Here is a 17,562-nt window from a genome sequence, read left to right on the forward strand (position 1 = left end):
ACGCTACTCGTCCAGCTCCTCGCGCAACAATCCGTTCACTTCGCCGGGGTCCGCGCTGCCCCCGGTCTTTTGCATCACCTGGCCGACGAGGAAGTTGATGGCGCCGCCCTCGCCGTCGTAGTAGTCCTGCACGGCGTCGGGGTTCTCTTCGATGGCCTCCGCGACGGCCTGCTGGACCGCGTCGCCGGAGGTCTTGCCCAGCCCCTCCCGCTCGACGACGGTGTCGGGGTCCTCGCCCTCGTCGAGCATCTCCCGCAGGACTGTCTCGCGGGCGTTCTTCGCGGTAATCTCGTCCGTCGCCACGAGTTCGACCAGGCGGGTCACCTCGTCGAAGCGGTCCGAGACGTCCGTGATCTGCATGTCGCGGTAGTTGAGTTCGCCAAGCAGGTTGTCGGCGACCCAGGTGGCCGCGAGGTCGGCGTCGAACTGCTCGGCGACGTCTTCGAAGAAGTCCGCGACCTGCTTCGTCGAGGTGAGTTTCGAGGCGGCCTCCTCGCTGAGGCCGTACTCCGCGACGAAGCGCTCGCGGCGGGCCGTCGGGAGTTCCGGAATCGACAGCTCCTCCTTCCAGTGGCTGACCCGGAGCGGCGGCAGGTCGGCCTCGCGGAAGTAGCGGTAGTCCTTCTCCTCCTCCTTCGAGCGCATCGAGACGGTGTTGCCGTGGGTCTCGTTGAAGTGGCGCGTCTCCTGTTCGACGGCGCGGCCGGACTCGATGAGTTTCCGCTGGCGCGAGGCCTCGAAGGCCAGCGCCTGCTCGGCGCCCTTGTGGCTGGAGATGTTCTTGACCTCGGTGCGGTTGGCGTCCTCCAGCACGGCTTCGTCGATGGCACCGTCGTCGCCCACCTCGCTCGCATCGACCATCGAGAGGTTGGCGTCGATGCGCAGGCTGCCGTCGCGGGTGGCGTCGAAGACACCCAGGTACTCCAGTACTTCCTCGGCTTCTCGAGGAACGAGCGGACCTCTTTGGGGGCGCGGAAGTCGGGTTCGGTGACGACCTCCATCAGGGGCGTCCCGGCGCGGTTGTAGTCGACGAGCGTGTAGTCGGCTCGGTCGATGGAGCAGGTTCGGGACTCCAGCGGGCCGGTGCCCTCGCGGACGTGCTTGATCGAGCCGGGGTCCTCCTCTAAGTGGGCTCGGCGGATGGCGACCGAGCGGCGCTCGCCCTCGACGCCGAACTCCAACGTCCCGTCCTGGCAGATGGGCGCGTCGTACTGCGTGATCTGGAAGTTCTTGGGCAGGTCGGGGTAGTAGTAGTTCTTCCGGTGGAAGTCGGTCTCCTCGGGGATGTCGGCGTCGATGGCCTTGCCGACCTTCACGGCGGCCTCGACGGCTCCCTCGTTGACCACCGGGAGCGCACCCGGCAGGCCGAGACACACCGGACAGGTGTGGGTGTTTGGCTCGTCGTCGGCGACGTCGGTCGAACAGCCACAGAAGATCTTCGTGTCCGTCTCGAGCTGGACGTGGACCTCCAGCCCGATGACGGCCGCGAGTTCGCCGGACTCGGCGGCTTTTGCAGTCATTACCCGCCGTTCGGCGTCCGGTGGCTAAAGGCTAACGACCCCGACCGCCGGCCCGTGAGGGCGTCCTCGGCGGTACAGGATCGAGAGTAAACCCTAATGTCCGCGACCCGTTATGATACTGTGTGACAATCGCACGGTTCATCGACGCGGTCAGCGCCGGGGGGAAGACGCTGACCGTGTACAACGAGACCGAACCCGCCCCGCTGGTGCGGATGCTCCGGCGGATGGTCGACACACCGGCGGTCGACGTGCGTGAGAGGTCCAGCGACGACGGGGTGGTGGCGGACACGGTCACGCTAGAAGACGAGAGCGGCGCGGAACTCGGTACGTCGTCGCTCGAAGACATCGCCAGAAGCGTCCTGATGGTCAACTCCGACCTCTACACCACCGGGACGCGCCCTGTCGACGAGGTCGAGACGCCGGAGGTGCTCGCGAACCTCGAGGAGACGACCTTCTCCGTCTCGGGCAAACAGAAGATGCTGCTCATCCAGATGTCCCGCCACATCGAGTCGCTGGCGCTCCAGCACGGCGACGGAACACTCCACGCGGGATTTCAGTACCTCTCCCGCATCGACGACGAACGGGGGACACGCCGGGTCTACGAGCGACTCGTCGAACGCGACGTCGACGTCCAGGTCTACGGCGTCCCGGACAGCGACCCCTCGGTGAGCGATGACGTCGCGGTCTACACGTCGCCGACCGAGGAACTCCGCCGCTCCTGGTTCGTCGTCCACACCGGGTGCCCGGACCCGGCCAAGGCGGCGCTGGTGGCCGAAGAGACGGGCGACAACGAGTGGCGCGGGTGCTGGACTTTCGACTGCGAGATGACCGATGCAGTCACCGCGTACGTCGAGAACACGTACCGTTCGTGACTGGTCCGGCGCGTGACCGATTCGAGCCGAACCGGCACCTGTGTGGCGCGCCCGACCTGTCAACAGATATGTCAATGTCTGACGTAGGTATAAGTGGCCGGACCGGTTGGTGTTCTCATATGTGCGGCAACCGTGTCGAGGAACTCGAAGCGCACGTCAAGGAACTGGAAGCGTCCGTCGAGGGGCTCACAGACGAACTCGTCGAGTGTAAGGTCCGACTCCGCGAACTGGAAAGCGCCGTCGACGAGGACCTCGGGTTCGGCGACGACGGCACGGTGAGCCACCAGCGGGCCGATACACCTAACACGGAGGGCACCGACGAGGCAGACAACAGGGAGGGAGTCGCGGCCGGGTCCGACGGCGACGTCGAGGCCGACGCAGAGTCCGAGTCTACGGAGGACTCGGAGTCGGACATCATCGTCGCGTAGGGAGACGGTCCGCCCACCGTATGCATATCAAAGAGCTCGTCCTTGACAACTTCAAGAGCTTCGGTCGCAAGACCCGAATCCCCTTCTACGAGGATTTCACCACCATCAGCGGCCCGAACGGCTCGGGCAAGTCCAACATCATCGACGCCGTCCTCTTCGCGCTCGGCCTGGCCCGCACGTCGGGCATCCGCGCCGAGAAGCTGACCGACCTCATCTACAACCCCGGCCACGCCGACGAGGACGCCGAGTACAGCGGCGAGCGCCAGGCCAGCGTCGAGGTCATCCTCGCCAACGACGACCGGACGCTGGAGCGTGCGCAGGTGGTCAACGCCGCCGGCACGGAGGACATCGGGGACGTCGACGAGATCGCCATCAAGCGACGGGTCAAGGAGACCGAGGACAACTACTACTCCTACTACTACATCAACGGCCGCTCGGTCAACCTCGGGGACATCCAGGACCTGCTGGCCCAGGCCGGGGTCACCCCGGAGGGGTACAACGTCGTCATGCAGGGCGACGTCACCGAGATAATCAACATGACCTCGGGCGCGCGCCGCGAGATCATCGACGAGATCGCCGGGGTCGCCCAGTTCGACCAGAAGAAGGCCGACGCCTTCGAGGAACTCGAGGTGGTCCAGGACCGCATCGACGAGGCCGAACTGCGCATCGAGGAGAAACAGGACCGACTCGACCAGCTCGAGGACGAGCGCGAGACGGCCCTGGAGTACCAGTCGCTGCGCGAGGAGAAAGAGGAGTACGAGGGCTACCGGAAGGCCGCCGAACTCGAGGACAAGCGCGAGGAACTCGAGTCGGTCACCGACGACATCGAGGCCCTCGAGTCGGAGCTCGCCGAGCTCCAGGCCGAACTCGACGAGCGCCAGGGGAAGGTCATCCGCCTGGAGGACGAACTCCACGAGCTCAACAACGAGATCGAGCGCAAGGGCGAGGACGAACAGCTCGCGATAAAACGGGAGATCGAGGAGATCAAGGGCGACATCTCGCGGCTCGAGGACAAGATCGAGACCGCCGAGTCGGCTGTCGAGGACGCCGAGAACGAGCGCCGCCAGGCCTTCGTCAAGATCGACCGCAAGCAGGAGACGGTCGACGACCTGGAGAGCGACATCCGCGAGACCAAGGTCGCAAAATCCAACGTCAAGGCCGACATCGCAGACAAGGAGAGCGAGCTCGCGGACGTCCAGTCGCGCATCGACGCCGTCGGTGAGGAGTTCGAGGAGGTCAAAGACGAGCTCGAGGACAAGCGCGAGCGCTTAGAGACGCTCAAAAGCGAGCGCAACGACCTCCAGCGCGAGCAAGACCGCCTGCTGGACGAGGCCCGTCGCCGCTCGAACGAGGAAGACGAGAAGCGGGACGCCATCGAAGACCTGGAGGCCGAGATTCCGGACCTCGAAGCCGAAATCGCGGATCTCGAGACGGAACTCGAGAAGGCAGAGAAGAACAAAGCGACCATCGGCGAGGTGGTCGACGACCTGCGCGCCGAGAAACGGGAACTGCAGTCGGACGTAGACGACCTCGAGGACGAGATCAGCGCGAAACAGCAGGAGTACGCCGAACTCGAGGCCAAGGCCGGCCAGGACGGCGACTCTTCCTACGGCCGCGCGGTGACGGCCATCCTGAACGCCGACCGAGCGGGCGTCCACGGGACGGTGGGCCAGCTGGGCGGCGTCGACCCCGAGTACGCCACCGCCTGTGAGACGGCGGCCGGCGGCCGACTCGCCCATGTCGTCGTCGACGACGACGGCGTCGGCCAGTCCTGCATCGAGTACCTGAAATCGCGCAACGCGGGGCGGGCGACCTTCCTGCCCATCACGCAGATGCAACCGCGGAGCCTGCCGTCCCTGCCCAGCGCCGACGGCGTCGTCGACTTCGCGTACAACCTCGTGGACTTCGATCCCGAGTACCAGGGCATCTTCTCTTATGTCTTGGGCGACACCGTCATCGTCGACGACATGGACACCGCCCGCGAGCTGATGGGCGACTACCGGATGGTGACGCTGGACGGCGACCTCGTCGAGAAGAGCGGCGCGATGACCGGGGGCTCCTCCTCGGGGACGCGCTTCTCGTTCTCGGGCGGGGCCGGCAAGCTCGAACGCGTCGCCCAGCGCATCACCGAACTCGAGGACGAGCGTGCCGACGTGCGCGCTGACCTCCGGGACGTCGAGGAGCGCCTCGACGACGCCCGCGACCGCGAGACCGACGCGACCGAGCAGGTCCGGGACATCCAGAACAGCATCGAACAGACCGAACGCGAGGTCGCAGAGACCCGCGAGCGCATCGAGCAACTCGAGGCCGATCTCGAGGAGATCGCGGGCCAGCGCGAGGCCGTCGCCGAGGAGATGGACGAGCTGGAGGCCGACATCGAGGCCAAGAACGACGAGATTGCGACGCTCCAGGCCGACATCGACGACCTCGAAGCGGAGGTCGCCGACTCGGAGCTGCCCGCGCTGACCGACGAACGCGAGACGATCAAAGACGAGATCGACGCCCTGGAGGACCGACTGGACGACCGGGACGCCGAGCTCAACGAACTGCAACTGGAGAGACAGTACGCCGAGGACGCCGTCGAGGATCTCCACGACGACATCGAGGCCGCCCAGAACCGCAAGGCCGAACACGAGGAGCGCATCGTCGACCTCGAGGCGAAGGTCGAGGAGAAACAGGCTGAAAAGGCCGAGAAAGAGGCCGAGGTCGCGGCCCTCGAGGACGAACTCGCCGACCTGAAGTCCGAACGCGAGGACCTGAAGTCGGTCCTCCAGGACGCCAAGGCGGCCCGCGACGAGCAACAGGCCGCCGTCACCGAGGTCGAGCGCGACCTCGAGGACGAACGCGAGACCGAGGACCGCCTCGAGTGGGAGATCGACGAGCTCGAAGCCCAGGTCGGCGACTACGACCCCGAGGACGTCCCCGACCACGACACCGTCGAGTCCGAGATCGAGCGCCTCGCCGGCGAGATGGAGGCCTTGGAACCGGTCAACATGCGCGCCATCGAGGAGTACGATCGCGTGGCCGACGACCTCGACGACCTGGAAGACAAGAAGGAGACGCTGGTCGAGGAGGCCGAGGGCATCCGCGACCGCATCGAGACCTACGAGGCCCGCAAGAAGGAGACGTTCATGGAGTCGTTCGACGCCATCAACGAGCAGTTCCAGGACATCTTCGAGCGCCTCTCGAACGGCACGGGTCACCTCCACCTCGAAGACGAGGAGGACCCCTTCGAGGGCGGACTGACGATGAAGGCCCAGCCGGGCGACAAGCCCATCCAGCGCCTCGCGGCGATGTCCGGCGGCGAGAAGTCACTGACCGCGCTGGCGTTCATCTTCGCCATCCAGCGCCACAACCCCGCGCCGTTCTACGCGTTAGACGAGGTCGACGCCTTCCTCGACGCGAAGAACGCCGACCTCGTCGGCGAACTGGTCGACGAACTCGCCAGCGACGCCCAGTTCGTCGTCGTCTCGCACCGTTCGGCCCTGCTGGAGCGCTCCGAGCGCGCCATCGGCGTGATGATGCAGGGCGACAACGTGAGCGCCGTGACCGGGATCGACCTCTCCGGCGACGGGCCGGAGGACGAGGAGGTGCCCGCGGACGATTGACCTATGACTGACGACGACATCCCCCTCGACATCACCGGGCACGACGACCGTGAGCGGCCACGCCGCTCGAATACGTCGAGCGGGGAGGGCAACGACACGCGCGACCGCGAGCCGCCGGGCGAGTCCTCCTCAGCCGACTCGCTGTTCGGCGACGACGAGTCCGGCGACGACGTGGACTCCAGGACGAACGGGCACGCCGAGCAGCCGGACGGTGACGAGGACGACGTCGAACCGGTCGAGGTGCTCGTCCAGCTCGCCGACGACGGCGAGATAGACCCGTGGGACATCGACGTCGTCCGGGTCACCGACAAGTTCCTCGAACGCATCGACGAGGGCGACCTGCGGACCGGCGGGCGGGCGCTGTTCTACGCGTCGGTGCTCGTCCGCATGAAGAGCGACGCCATGCTCGGCGAGGACGAACCGGAGGACGAGCCCGCCGAGCCGTGGGAACAGGCGATGACCGAGGGCACGCCTATCGAAGAGCCCGACCCCTTCGCCGCGCTGGAGTCGGAGATGGACCGGCGCCTCGAACGCCGCCGTGCCCGCGGGATGCCCCAGACGCTGGACGAGCTCGTCCGCGACCTCCGGGACGCCGAACGGGACTCGTGGTGGAAGGAGTCCCGCGAGTACGACACCTCGGGATCGCCCAAGGGCTTTGCCCGGGGGACACAGGAACTGGACTACCGCGGGGCCGACGACATGCGTCTCGACGACGAACCGACGGCGGAAGACGTCACCGGCACCGCCCACGCCGAGCACATCGACGACATCATCGACGACGTGTTCGCGGCCGTTCGCGAACAGTACGACAAGGGGCGCACCGAGGTGCTCTACCGCGAGATCGAGACCGCCGGCGGGTCCCGGGTCGAGACGTTCCTCGGACTGCTCTTTCTGGCGCATCGCGGCCGCGTCCGCCTTGAACAGGACGATCTCTTCGGCGACCTCTGGATCCAGGACCCGAGCGCGGCGACGGGATCGGGCGAGGCCATCGCGGACTGACCCCGGTTTGGGGGTGCCACACGGCGGAAACAGGTCTAAACCGCTCCGGCCCTAACGGAACCTAATGGCAGAGCAGTCGTCGCCGGCGGGCCTCCCCGACCCCGAGCGACTGGCAGATACGTTCGTCGTCTACGAGGTGGACACCTCCCCCAGCGACGGCGTGCGCTACTACGGCGAACCGCTGGCGGAGGCCGAACAGGTCGTCCAGCGGGTCGCGCCGTGGTTCCGCAAACGGGGGTATCGGGTCTCGCTGCGCCGCGAGACTGGCGAGTACGTCCTGGTCGCAACCGAGCGGTCGCTGGGCGTCGACGGGGTCCCGTGGGTCAACGTCACGCTGGCGCTGGTGACGCTCCTCTCGACGCTGTGGGCCGGGACGCGGTGGTACGGCCTTTCGGTAACCGAGGACCCGACCGCACTGGTGGCCGCCTGGCCCTTCGCGGCGTCCGTCCTGGGCGTGCTGGCCGTCCACGAGTTCGGCCACTACGCGCTGTCACGCCGCCACGAGGTGCAGGCGAGCCTCCCGTACTTCATCCCGCTTCCGAACCTCCTGGGGACGCTCGGGGCGGTCATCCGGATGCGCGACAACATGCCCTCGCGCCGGGCCCTGTTCGACATCGGCGTCGCTGGCCCGCTGGCCGGCCTGGTGGCGACGGTGGTCGTCACGGCGATCGGCGTCACGCTCCCGCCGGTCGAGGTCACGAGCGGCATCGCCGCCCGCGTCGAACTCGGCTACCCCCTCCTGCTCCAGGGCGTCGCGGCGCTCATGGGCGAGCAACTCACCTACACCGACCCGGCGTTGCTGCCGAACCCGGTCGTCATCGGCGGGTGGGTCGGCGCCTTCGTGACCTTCCTGAACCTGCTCCCGGTCGGGCAGCTCGACGGCGCACACGTCACCCGTGCGCTGGTCGGCGACCGGATGCGCCTCGTCCAGCGGGCCGTCCCCCTGGCGCTGTTCGGCCTGGCCGGCTACCTCTACGTCTTCGAGGGCGGCCGTGCGGCGGCGCTGTGGGCGTTCTGGGGCTTCCTGACGCTGGTGTTCAGCCAGGCCGGGACGGTGACGCCCGTCGACGAGTCGCCGCTCGGGGGTAGACGCAAGGCCGTGGGCCTGCTGACGCTCGTGCTCGGCGCGCTCTGTTTCGTCCCAATCCCGCTGGTGTTGGGCTGACGGCGACGGGGCCGACGACGCTCAGCCGGCCGAGGGGATTCGCTCTGGGGCCGCTGTCGACGCGCTCGAGCTCCCTCGGTGACCCGGGGCCCCTGTCTGAAAGACAGACCCCGTCCGGTGACGAATCCACGAGGTCTTAATCCCCGTGGACAGACAGTCGGTTGATGGACCGCGAACGGATCCTGGCGACCGCGCCGCTTCTCGCGGCGGTCGTGTGGGGCGGCATGTACGTCGTCAGCAAGTGGGTTCAGCGAGATCCCGCCGCTCACGCTCGCCTTCCTCCGCGTCGCACTCGGTGCGGGCGTGCTCTATCTGGTCGTTTGGCTGACGACGCCGACCCGGTCGTTCTCCCGGGCGGAGTGGCGGCGGTTCGCCGCGCTCGCGGTCTGGCTCACGGCGGCGCTCGCGACCCAGTTCGTCGGCACGGACCTGACGAACGCGAGCCAGGGGTCGCTGCTCACCATCCTGACGCCCGTGTTCATGGTCGGACTCGGTGTGGCCGCGCTCGGGGAGCGCCTCACCGGCGGGAAGCTCGCCGGTATCGGACTCGCCTGTGTCGGCACGCTCGTCGTCCTCCTGGGCCAGTACGACCTGCGTGCGCTGGCGAGCGGAAGCGGTATCGGTGGCGGCCTCCTCCTGTTCTCGGCGTTCAGTTTCGCCGCGTTCTCCGTGTACGCGAAACCGCTCATCGAACGGTACTCCGCACTCGAGACGGCCACCTACGCCACCGTCCTGTCGGTGCCGCTGTTCGGTGCGCTGGTCCCGGTCGAACTGTACGTCCGCCCGGACGCCCTCAGCGCCGTCTCGATGACGCTCCCCGTCGTCGGCGCCGTGCTCTATCTCGGCCTCCTGAGCACCGCGGCGGCCTGGTACTGCTGGTACAAGGGCATGGAGTACGCCGACGCCAGCACGGTCGCGGTGTACTTCTTCGCCCAGCCGGTCGTCGGCGTCGCCCTCGGAGCCGTCCTCCTGGACGAGCGAACCGGACTCAGTGTGGTCGGTGGGGGTGCGCTACTCGTGGTGGGCGTCTTTCTCGTGAACAGGGCGGAATAGTCAGCGGGTGTGTCCCGGCCGTTCGATGGCTTCGCACCGTCCAGCCGGCAGTGCTAGTTACGAGACGATAGCCGTAACCAGCCAGAAAGCCCCCGCGCTATCGGCTTTGGTTCGCAGGCAGCGAGGCGGCTTCGCCGCCTCGACTTCGCGGCGCGTAGCGCCGCGCAAGGCCCGCTCATCAAGACGTGGGACCGTCGGTCCCACGCGACCCGCGGCTCGCTGTCGTTCGAAAATCGAAGATTTTCGTGATGAGCGTGGGACTCACTGAGTCCCACGACCCTGCGAACGGGCCAACGGCCCGTGAGCAGATGACGAGAGACCGCCGGTCTCTCGAACCACCCCCGAGTTCAGCCAGGGCGAGACCGAAGGTCTCGTGGGCAATCGGGCGCTTCGCGCCCGATGACAGCCGGGGCTTTCTGGCTCTCTGAACCGATTGCTGCTGAAGTACACACTGCTGTCCTAAACAGGGGAAACAACGACGTACGTGGCCGACGTACCGGCGGCTATGAGCAACCACGCGCCCCTGCTCGAACCTGACGCCGAGGAGGTTCGTCTCGCAATCGAGCGATTGCTCGACGAGACGGTCGACCGGGACGAGTCCTTCGAACTGGAACTCGAGGACCTCGAGGTGGCGGTGCCCCTCCGGTTCGGCGAGGACGCGCCGACGGCCAGGTGGGGGCTGAACGGCAGCGTCACGGTCACCGTCGACGGCATCCGGGCCCCTCTGCGCGAGTGGATCGAACTCCACGAGGACCGCCTGGTGGAGGGGCCGGTCGACTGAGTCAGAACTCCTCGACGTGTGGACGGAGGTCGAGTTCCGGCGTCCAGGCCGAGCGGTCCTGTTCGACGAGGTCCCAGTACGACGCCGCGATTGCGTCGGGGTCGAGGTACGTCTCGTCGGCTCGCCCTCGCTCCTCGGGGTCCGCGGGGCGTATCTGTCCGTCGATGACGACGTGGGCGACGTGGACGCCCTCGGGCCCGAGTTCGCGCGCCATCGACTCGGCCAGCCCGCGGGCGCCGAACTTCGCGGCGCTGAATCCGACCGCGCCGTCGCGCCCCCGCACGGCCGACGTGGCGCCGGTGAAGATGATCGTCCCGCCGTCGTCGGCGAGCATGTCCTCGACGGCCTCCTGCGAGCAGTAGAGCGCGCCCTCGACGCCGACGGCCAGCGCGTCCGCGAACGCGTCGTGGTCGATGTCTCGGATTCCAGCCCAGGCCGCACCGCTGGCGTTGTTCACCAGGACGTCGACCGGCCCGAACCGCTCGCGGACGTGTTCGAAGGCGACCGCGACGGCGCCCGGGTCGCTGATGTCGGTGGGCACGGCCAGCGCGTCGCCCCCGAGGTCGGCGGCGAGCGTCGAGACGAACTGTTCCGAACGGGCGAGCAGGGCGACCCGACACCCCTCGTCGACGAAGCGGCGGGCGAGCGATGCGCCGAGACCGGGGCCGACGCCGGCGACGACGGCAGTCCTGGGCATGGCCCGACAACGCGCGCCGCCCGCAAGAAACTACGGGGCGGGTAGCCCAGCCCTCACTCGCGCAGTCGCCAGCCGTCCCCGGTCGCGGTGACGATGTCACGTCGCTCCATCTCGGTCAGGACCTCCCCCAGGCGGCCGGGCTGGGCGATCTCCAGTTCGGTGTGGCTGACGTCGTGGTACGACCGGAGCAACTCCCGGACGCCGTCCTCGTCGTGGACCGTCGCGTCGCTTTTCTCCATGACGCCGGCGAGGAGTTCGCACATGTCCTCGACGAAGTTCCACGGGTAGACGACCCAGGTCCACTCCTCTAAGTACTCCCCGACGAAGTCCGGTTCGTGCTCGCTGGTGTCGAGCAGCTGCAGCGTCGCCGTCCTGACACTGTTCGGGTCGCGCTCGCGGACCGTCTCCGCGGCCGTCTCGATGGACTTGCCCGTGTCGGCGATGTCGTCGACGATGAGCACGTCCTTGTCGGCGACGGCGCCGTCGGCGAGGGGATACCGAACTTCGGCTTCCTCGCCGGTCTGGGCCGTCCCGACGTAGTGCTCGATCTTCAGGCTCGCCAGGTCGTCCAGGCCGAGGAAGTCACACAGACAGCGGCCCCCGAACCAGCCGCCGCGGGCCAGCGCGACGACGACGTCGGGGTCGAACTCGGCGGCCTTGACGTCGTCGGCCACGTCGCGACAGAGGCCGTAGATGTACTCCCAGTTGGTGATGGTACACGGGAACTCGTCCGGTAACTCGCCCATGGGGGAAGTCGGTCCGCGTGGGACCTTAACGGTTTCAGAACGTCCCTGGACCGCCCGGGTGGCCGCGGCCACCAGCAGAACTAACCCGGGCGTGGTCGAACGGGAGGCCATGGAGACGCGACAGGCGCTGCTCGTCGACGCGTTCGCTGACGAACCCATGGCGGGCAACCCCGCCGGGGTGGTCCCGGACGCCGACGGATTGGCCGACGACCAGCTGCAGGCCATCGCGAACGAACTCGGCGCCAGCGAGACGGCGTTCGTCCTGCCGAGCGAGGCCGCCGACCGGCGCCTCCGCTTTTTCACGCCCGAACAGGAGGTGGACAACTGCGGGCACGCGACGGTCGCCGCTCACGCCGCGCTGTTCGAGCGCGGGGCGCTCGAGGCCGGCGAGTACACGATGGCGACCGAGCGGGGGACCTTCGACGTCGAGTGCAAGCTCGACGGGACGGTCTGGACCGACCAGGGCACGGCCGACGTCGAACTCGTCGACTATCCGCTGGACGCCGTGGCCGACGCGCTCGGCGTCGACGACGCGACGCTGCGGGACGTCGGCGCGGACATGCCACTCGCCGTCGGCGACACAGGGTTCCCGTGGCTCCTGGTGCCGGTAAACTACTTCGAGCACCTGAGCGGGGCCGATCCCGATCGCAACGCCATCGCCGCGCTCTGTGAGGACGTCGGCGCGCTGGGGCTGTACGCGTTCACGTTCGACACGATCGGTGGCGAGGCGACCCTGCACGGCCGGGCGTTCGCGCCGCTTGTCGGCGTCGACGAGGACCCGGTGACCGGGACGGCCGCGGGGGCCTGCGCGGCCCACGTCCGCCGGCAGGGCGCCCTCGACGACACCGTCGACCAGGTCGTCGTCGAGCAGGGGCACTTCCTCGACCGCCCTGGCACCGTGAAGGTGGACACCGACGGGCACGAGGTGTGGATCGGCGGGCGGGCCGTGACGACGCTCGACGGATCGCTGGCGGTCCCGGAGGCGGACGCGGACGACGACATCATCGAGGTCTGATTTGTTCGCCCCCGAGTAAACCACCGGCCTCGGATGCCGTGACCGGAAGACCCATAGTTCATGTTCGTGATCTTCCAGACGAGTCAATGCCTACATTGTGGCTCGACGACATCGGTGCCGACGACCTCGAGACGGTCGGTGGCAAGGCGGCGTCCCTCGGAGAACTGACCGCGGCGGGGCTCCCGGTCCCGTCGGCGTTCGTCGTCACTGCCGACACGTATCGGTCGTTCATCGAAGCAACCGGCATCGACGAACCGCTGTTCGAGGCGGTCGACGTCGACACCGACGATTCGCACGCGCTGGCGGAGGCGGCAGAGCGTGCCCAGGAACTGATCCTCGAGACGGACCTGCCCCCGGAGGTCCGCGAGGACCTGCTCGCGGCCTACGACGAGATGGGCGACGCCGACGTCGCCGTCCGCTCCTCGGCGACGGCCGAGGACCTGCCTGACGCCTCGTTCGCCGGGCAACAGGACACCTACCTCAACGTCTCGCGGGCGGACCTGCTCCGGCGGGTCAAGGAGTGCTGGGCCTCGCTTTTCACCCAGCGGGCGATCTACTACCGCAAGGAGAACGGCTTCGACCACGACGTGGTCAACATCGCCGTCGTCGTCCAGCAGATGGTCGACGCCGAGAAGTCGGGCGTCATGTTCACCAGCCACCCCTCGACGGGCGCGCCCAAGGCAATCCTCGAGGCCGCCTGGGGCCTCGGCGAGGCCGTCGTCTCGGGGGCCGTCTCGCCCGACAACTACGTCGTCGACCGGACCACCGGCGAGATCGAGGAGGTGACCGTCGCCGACAAGCGGGTGATGTGCGTTCGCGGTGACGACGGCGAGACCATCGAGCGCTCCGTCCCCGAGGAGAAACGCGAGGAGCGCGTGCTCTCGGACGAGGAGATACACCGCCTCGTCGAGGTCGGCGAGCGCGTCGAGGCCCACTACGACACGCCACAGGACGTCGAGTGGGCCATCTTCGAGGACGAGGTGTACCTCCTGCAGTCCCGCCCCATCACGACCATCGACGAGGGCACGAGCGCCCCGACGGCCAGTGCCGAGCGGGCCGAACCGACGGAGGGCGCCGGCGCCGCAGACGGTGGATCGATGCAGGCACCGAGCGACGACGTCCGCCTCTCCGGGCTCGGGTCCAGCCCCGGGCGGGTGACCGGCACCGTCAAGATCGTCGACAAGCTCGACAACTTAGACAAGGTCGAGGAAGGCGACATCATCGTCACCGAGATGACCACCCCGGACATGGTGCCGGCGATGAAGCGCGCGGCCGGCCTCGTCACCGACCAGGGCGGGATGACGAGCCACGCGGCGATCGTCTCGCGGGAACTCGGCGTACCGGCGGTCGTCGGCACCGACGACGCGACCGACCGCCTGCGCGACGGCCAGCGGGTCACGCTCGACGGCGATATGGGCACCGTCGAACAGGGGACGGACATCTCCGAGGACGCCGAGGAGGAGGACGTCCCGAGCGTCGAGCCCCACTCGCCAGTCAAGCCGATGACGGGCACGGAGGTGAAGGTCAACGTCTCCATCCCGGAGGCGGCCGAACGGGCGGCCGCGACGGGCGCCGACGGCGTGGGCCTGCTCCGAATCGAGCACATGATCCTCTCGACGAACAAGACGCCCGCGCGATACGTCGAGGACCACGGCGAGCGCGCCTACGTCGACGAGATCGTCGACGGCGTCCGGAGCGTCGCGGAAGCGTTCTACCCCCGGCCGGTCCGGGTCCGGACGCTCGACGCCCCCTCCGACGAGTTCCGCCAGCTCCAGGGTGGCGAGGACGAACCCAGCGAGCACAACCCGATGCTGGGCTACCGAGGCATCCGGCGCTCGCTCGACCGGCCAGACGAGTTCAGACTCGAACTGCGAGCGTTCGAGCGCCTCTACGACCTGGGCTACGACAACGTCGAGCTGATGCTCCCGCTGGTGACCGACGCCGAGGACGTCCTGCGCGCGAAGGCGCTGATGGAGGAGGTCGGCGTCGACCCCGAGAAACGCGACTGGGGCGTGATGATAGAGACCCCCGCCAGCGCACTGGGCATCGAGCAGCTGTGCGAGGCGGGCCTGGACTTCGTCTCCTTCGGGACCAACGACCTCACCCAGTACACGCTGGCGGTCGACCGGAACAACAACAACGTGGCCGACCGCTTCGACGAACTCCACCCCGCCGTGCTGGACCTCATCGGCAAGGTCATCGGCACCTGCCGGGAGTACGACGTCGCGACGAGCATCTGCGGGCAGGCGGCCTCGAAGCCGCGGATGGTCCAGTTCCTCGTCGACGAGGGGGTCACCTCCATCTCGGCGAACATCGACGCGGTCCGGGACGTCCAGCACGAGGTCAAGCGCGTCGAACAGCGCCTCCTGCTCGAATCGGTCCGCTGACCCTCAGAGTTCGCTGTCCGGGACGACGACCACCTTGCCGAACCCCTCGCGCTCCTCGATGAGCCGGTGGGCCTCCTGGATCTCGCTCATCGGCAGCGTCTCGCGGATGCGCGGCTCGAACGTGCCGTCCCACACGAGTTCCAGAGCCTCCTCGGCCTGTCCAGGCGTGGCCATCGTCGAGCCGATGACCTGCAGCTGGTTCCAGAAGATGCGGTTGAGGTCCGTCTCCGGTCGGCCGCCGGTCGTCGCGCCGCAGGTGACGACTCGCCCGCCCTTCACCAGACTCTTCAGCGAGTCGCGCCAGGTGTCGGCCCCGATGTGGTCGACGACCATGTCGACGCCGCGGTAGTCCGTCAGGTCCCGAATCTCGCCGGCGAAGTCGTCCTCGGCGTAGTTGATGGTGTGGTCGGCGCCCAGTTCCTCGGCGTAGGCCAGCTTCTCGTCGGTGCTGGCCGTCGCGAACACCTCCGAGCCGGTCTCTGCGGCGACCTGGACGGCGGCGTGGCCGACGCCGCCCGACGCCCCGAGGACGAGCACTGATTCGCCGACCTTGAGGTCGCCACGGTCCCGGAGCATCCGCCACGCGGTCATGAACACGAGCGGGGCGGCCGCGGCCGTCTCCCAGTCGACGCCCTCGGGGACCGGCGCGAGGTTGGCCTCGGGAATCGCGGCCTGCTCGCTGTGGACGCCGCGGACGTGCTCGCCGATGATGTGAAAGTCGGGGGCCAGCGTCGGGTCGCCCTTCCGGCTGAACTCGTCGTCGCCGCCGCTCTTGCCCGCCAGTAGCGCGACCCGGTCACCCTCTTCGAACCGCGTGACGTCCTCGCCGACCGCCGTGACGACGCCCGCGCCGTCGCTGCCCGGGATGTGGGGCATGTCGAGGTCGACGCCCGGCAACCCCCGCCGGGTGTGGACGTCGAGGTGGTTCAGCGAGGCCGCCTTCACGTCCACGAGCACCTCGTCGCGGCCACACTCCGGGTCCGGGAACTCGTCGTAGGTGAGCACGTCTCGGTCGCCGTGCGTGTCGAACTGAACTGCCTGCATCGTTTGCATGATGGCCGTGGGTGCTACTTAACCTCGTGTGGCGGCGACACGGCAGCAGTCCGACCAGCAGGGTGTCGAACAAAACCGATAAACCAGTTCCCCCCGTCACTGCCGACAGCATGCTCCAGCGGGCCGAGCCACAGGATTTCGACCGGGTGCTCTCGTCGATGTGCACCGTCCCCCATCCTGCGGCCTACGAGGCGGCCAAGCGCTTTCTCGCGACCAACCCCGGCGACCCGGGCACCTACGAGACCATCGCCGACCAGGAGCGGGAGGCCGTCGACTACCTGGGCGAGCTCGCCGGACTCGACGACCCCGCTGGCTACATCGCCTCCGGCGGGACGGAGGCAAACATCCAGGCACTGCGACTCGCCCGCAACCGGGCCGACACCGACGACCCGAACGTGGTCGCGCCGGTCCACGCCCACTTCTCGTTCACGAAGGCCGCCGACGTGCTCGGCGTCGAGTTGCGCACCGCACCGGCCCGTGACCACCGCGTCGACGTGGACGCCATGGAACGGCTGGCCGACGAGGACACCGTCTGTGTCGTCGGCGTCGCCGGCTCGACGGAGTACGGCTTCGTGGACCCCATCCCCGCGATCGCGGACCTCGCGGCCGACGCCGGCGCGCTCTGTCACATCGACGCGGCCTGGGGTGGCTTCTACCTCCCCTTCACCGACCACGCGTGGCACTTCGGGCACGCCGACGTCGACACGATGACCATCGACCCGCACAAGGTGGGCCAGGCCGTCGTACCGGCCGGCGGCCTGCTGGCGCGCTCGCGCTCCCTGCTCGACGACCTCGCCGTCGAGACGCCGTATCTGGAGTCGACCGACCAGCTGACCCTGACGGGGACCCGGTCCGGGGCCGGCGTGGCCTCGGCCGTCGCCGCGATGGAGGCGCTGTGGCCCGACGGGTACCGCGAGCAGTACGAGCGCTCGATGGCCAACGCCGAGTGGCTGGCCGAACAGCTCGACGCACGGGGCCACGACGTCGTCGGCCCGGAACTCCCGCTGGTCGCGGCGGACCTCTCGGTGCCGATGACCGACGAACTCCGCGACCGGGGCTGGCGCGTCTCGAAGACGGGTTCGGGCGAGATGCGCGTCGTCTGCATGCCCCACGTCACCCGGTCGATGCTGCGGTCGTTCGTCGCGGATCTGGACTGGTATTGAGCCGGTTCACGGCCTCGAGCGAAGCGAGATGGCGGTTTTCCCCCAGGTTTTGCAACGAGCGGTGCGCGGAGCGCA

At 68.3% G+C, this 17,562-nt stretch carries 12 protein-coding genes and 2 pseudogenes; 10 read left to right on the forward strand and 4 right to left on the reverse strand.

Going from position 1 to position 17,562, the window contains the following annotated elements; genetic code table 11:
• Positions 1 to 3: 3 nt before the first annotated feature.
• A pseudogene (gatB, locus tag P1N55_RS16995) lies at positions 4 to 1,520 on the reverse strand (Asp-tRNA(Asn)/Glu-tRNA(Gln) amidotransferase subunit GatB).
• Positions 1,521 to 1,642: 122 nt separating this feature from the next.
• Between gatB and P1N55_RS17000 the strand changes: the two are divergent.
• The 7 genes and pseudogenes from P1N55_RS17000 (at position 1,643) to P1N55_RS17030 (ending at position 10,426) form a co-directional block, all read left to right on the forward strand.
• A complete protein-coding gene (locus tag P1N55_RS17000) occupies positions 1,643 to 2,392 on the forward strand; it encodes a DICT sensory domain-containing protein (protein ID WP_276276677.1) in 750 nt (249 codons plus the stop codon).
• Between the two features lie 119 nt (positions 2,393 to 2,511).
• Entirely contained in the window at positions 2,512 to 2,820 is a 309-nt protein-coding gene (locus P1N55_RS17005) for a DUF7518 family protein (protein ID WP_276276678.1), read from the forward strand.
• 20 nt (positions 2,821 to 2,840) lie between these two features.
• Positions 2,841 to 6,428, forward strand: a complete 3,588-nt coding sequence (smc, locus tag P1N55_RS17010) for a chromosome segregation protein SMC (protein WP_276276679.1) — start codon at positions 2,841 to 2,843, stop codon at positions 6,426 to 6,428.
• A 3-nt stretch (positions 6,429 to 6,431) separates the two neighbouring features.
• A complete protein-coding gene (locus P1N55_RS17015; RefSeq protein ID WP_276276680.1) occupies positions 6,432 to 7,427 on the forward strand; it encodes a segregation and condensation protein A in 996 nt (331 codons plus the stop codon).
• A gap of 64 nt (positions 7,428 to 7,491) precedes the next feature.
• The gene (locus tag P1N55_RS17020; RefSeq protein WP_276276681.1) at positions 7,492 to 8,592 is read left to right on the forward strand and encodes a site-2 protease family protein; all 1,101 of its coding nucleotides are present in this window, start codon (positions 7,492 to 7,494) and stop codon (positions 8,590 to 8,592) included.
• Between the two features lie 164 nt (positions 8,593 to 8,756).
• Positions 8,757 to 9,645 (forward strand): annotated as a pseudogene (locus tag P1N55_RS17025) (DMT family transporter).
• Positions 9,646 to 10,150: 505 nt separating this feature from the next.
• A complete protein-coding gene (locus P1N55_RS17030; RefSeq protein ID WP_276276682.1) occupies positions 10,151 to 10,426 on the forward strand; it encodes a hypothetical protein in 276 nt (91 codons plus the stop codon).
• A 1-nt stretch (position 10,427) separates the two neighbouring features.
• Here P1N55_RS17030 and P1N55_RS17035 read toward each other — a convergent pair whose 3' ends face one another.
• Both P1N55_RS17035 and P1N55_RS17040 read right to left on the reverse strand, forming a co-directional pair.
• Entirely contained in the window at positions 10,428 to 11,123 is a 696-nt protein-coding gene (locus P1N55_RS17035; RefSeq protein WP_276276683.1) for an SDR family NAD(P)-dependent oxidoreductase, read from the reverse strand.
• A 53-nt stretch (positions 11,124 to 11,176) separates the two neighbouring features.
• Entirely contained in the window at positions 11,177 to 11,869 is a 693-nt protein-coding gene (locus tag P1N55_RS17040; RefSeq protein WP_276276684.1) for a phosphoribosyltransferase, read from the reverse strand.
• Positions 11,870 to 11,978: 109 nt separating this feature from the next.
• On the opposite strand from P1N55_RS17040, the gene P1N55_RS17045 reads away from it, so the two are divergent.
• Together P1N55_RS17045 and ppsA are read left to right on the forward strand one after the other, a co-directional pair.
• Complete coding sequence (locus tag P1N55_RS17045; RefSeq protein WP_276276685.1) at positions 11,979 to 12,884, forward strand: PhzF family phenazine biosynthesis protein; 906 nt, start codon at positions 11,979 to 11,981, stop codon at positions 12,882 to 12,884.
• 86 nt (positions 12,885 to 12,970) lie between these two features.
• On the forward strand, positions 12,971 to 15,271 hold the full coding sequence (gene ppsA / locus P1N55_RS17050) for a phosphoenolpyruvate synthase (RefSeq protein WP_276276686.1): 2,301 nt from the start codon (positions 12,971 to 12,973) through the stop codon (positions 15,269 to 15,271).
• A gap of 3 nt (positions 15,272 to 15,274) precedes the next feature.
• Here ppsA and P1N55_RS17055 read toward each other — a convergent pair whose 3' ends face one another.
• A complete protein-coding gene (locus tag P1N55_RS17055; RefSeq protein WP_276276687.1) occupies positions 15,275 to 16,315 on the reverse strand; it encodes a zinc-binding dehydrogenase in 1,041 nt (346 codons plus the stop codon).
• Positions 16,316 to 16,434: 119 nt separating this feature from the next.
• Here P1N55_RS17055 and mfnA point away from each other — a divergent pair, with 119 nt between their 5' ends.
• Positions 16,435 to 17,487 carry a tyrosine decarboxylase MfnA gene (gene mfnA, locus P1N55_RS17060; protein WP_276276688.1) on the forward strand — a complete coding sequence of 351 codons (1,053 nt, stop codon included), beginning with the start codon at positions 16,435 to 16,437 and terminating at the stop codon, positions 17,485 to 17,487.
• The last annotated feature ends 75 nt before the right edge of the window (positions 17,488 to 17,562 follow it).

This window comes from Haloarcula regularis (assembly GCF_029338315.1).
GTDB classification, from domain to species: Archaea; Halobacteriota; Halobacteria; order Halobacteriales; family Haloarculaceae; genus Haloarcula; species Haloarcula regularis.

Bases quoted from the DNA above. Each gene is read 5' to 3' on its own strand.
- P1N55_RS17005 (WP_276276678.1), top strand. From the start codon at position 2,512: ATGTGCGGCAACCGTGTCGAGGAACTCGAAGCGCACGTCAAGGAACTG.
- smc (WP_276276679.1), top strand. From the start codon at position 2,841: ATGCATATCAAAGAGCTCGTCCTTGACAACTTCAAGAGCTTCGGTCGC.
- P1N55_RS17015 (WP_276276680.1), top strand. From the start codon at position 6,432: ATGACTGACGACGACATCCCCCTCGACATCACCGGGCACGACGACCGT.
- P1N55_RS17020 (WP_276276681.1), top strand. From the start codon at position 7,492: ATGGCAGAGCAGTCGTCGCCGGCGGGCCTCCCCGACCCCGAGCGACTG.
- P1N55_RS17030 (WP_276276682.1), top strand. From the start codon at position 10,151: ATGAGCAACCACGCGCCCCTGCTCGAACCTGACGCCGAGGAGGTTCGT.
- P1N55_RS17035 (WP_276276683.1), bottom strand. From the start codon at position 11,123: ATGCCCAGGACTGCCGTCGTCGCCGGCGTCGGCCCCGGTCTCGGCGCA.
- P1N55_RS17040 (WP_276276684.1), bottom strand. From the start codon at position 11,869: ATGGGCGAGTTACCGGACGAGTTCCCGTGTACCATCACCAACTGGGAG.
- P1N55_RS17045 (WP_276276685.1), top strand. From the start codon at position 11,979: ATGGAGACGCGACAGGCGCTGCTCGTCGACGCGTTCGCTGACGAACCC.
- ppsA (WP_276276686.1), top strand. From the start codon at position 12,971: ATGCCTACATTGTGGCTCGACGACATCGGTGCCGACGACCTCGAGACG.
- P1N55_RS17055 (WP_276276687.1), bottom strand. From the start codon at position 16,315: ATGCAGGCAGTTCAGTTCGACACGCACGGCGACCGAGACGTGCTCACC.
- mfnA (WP_276276688.1), top strand. From the start codon at position 16,435: ATGCTCCAGCGGGCCGAGCCACAGGATTTCGACCGGGTGCTCTCGTCG.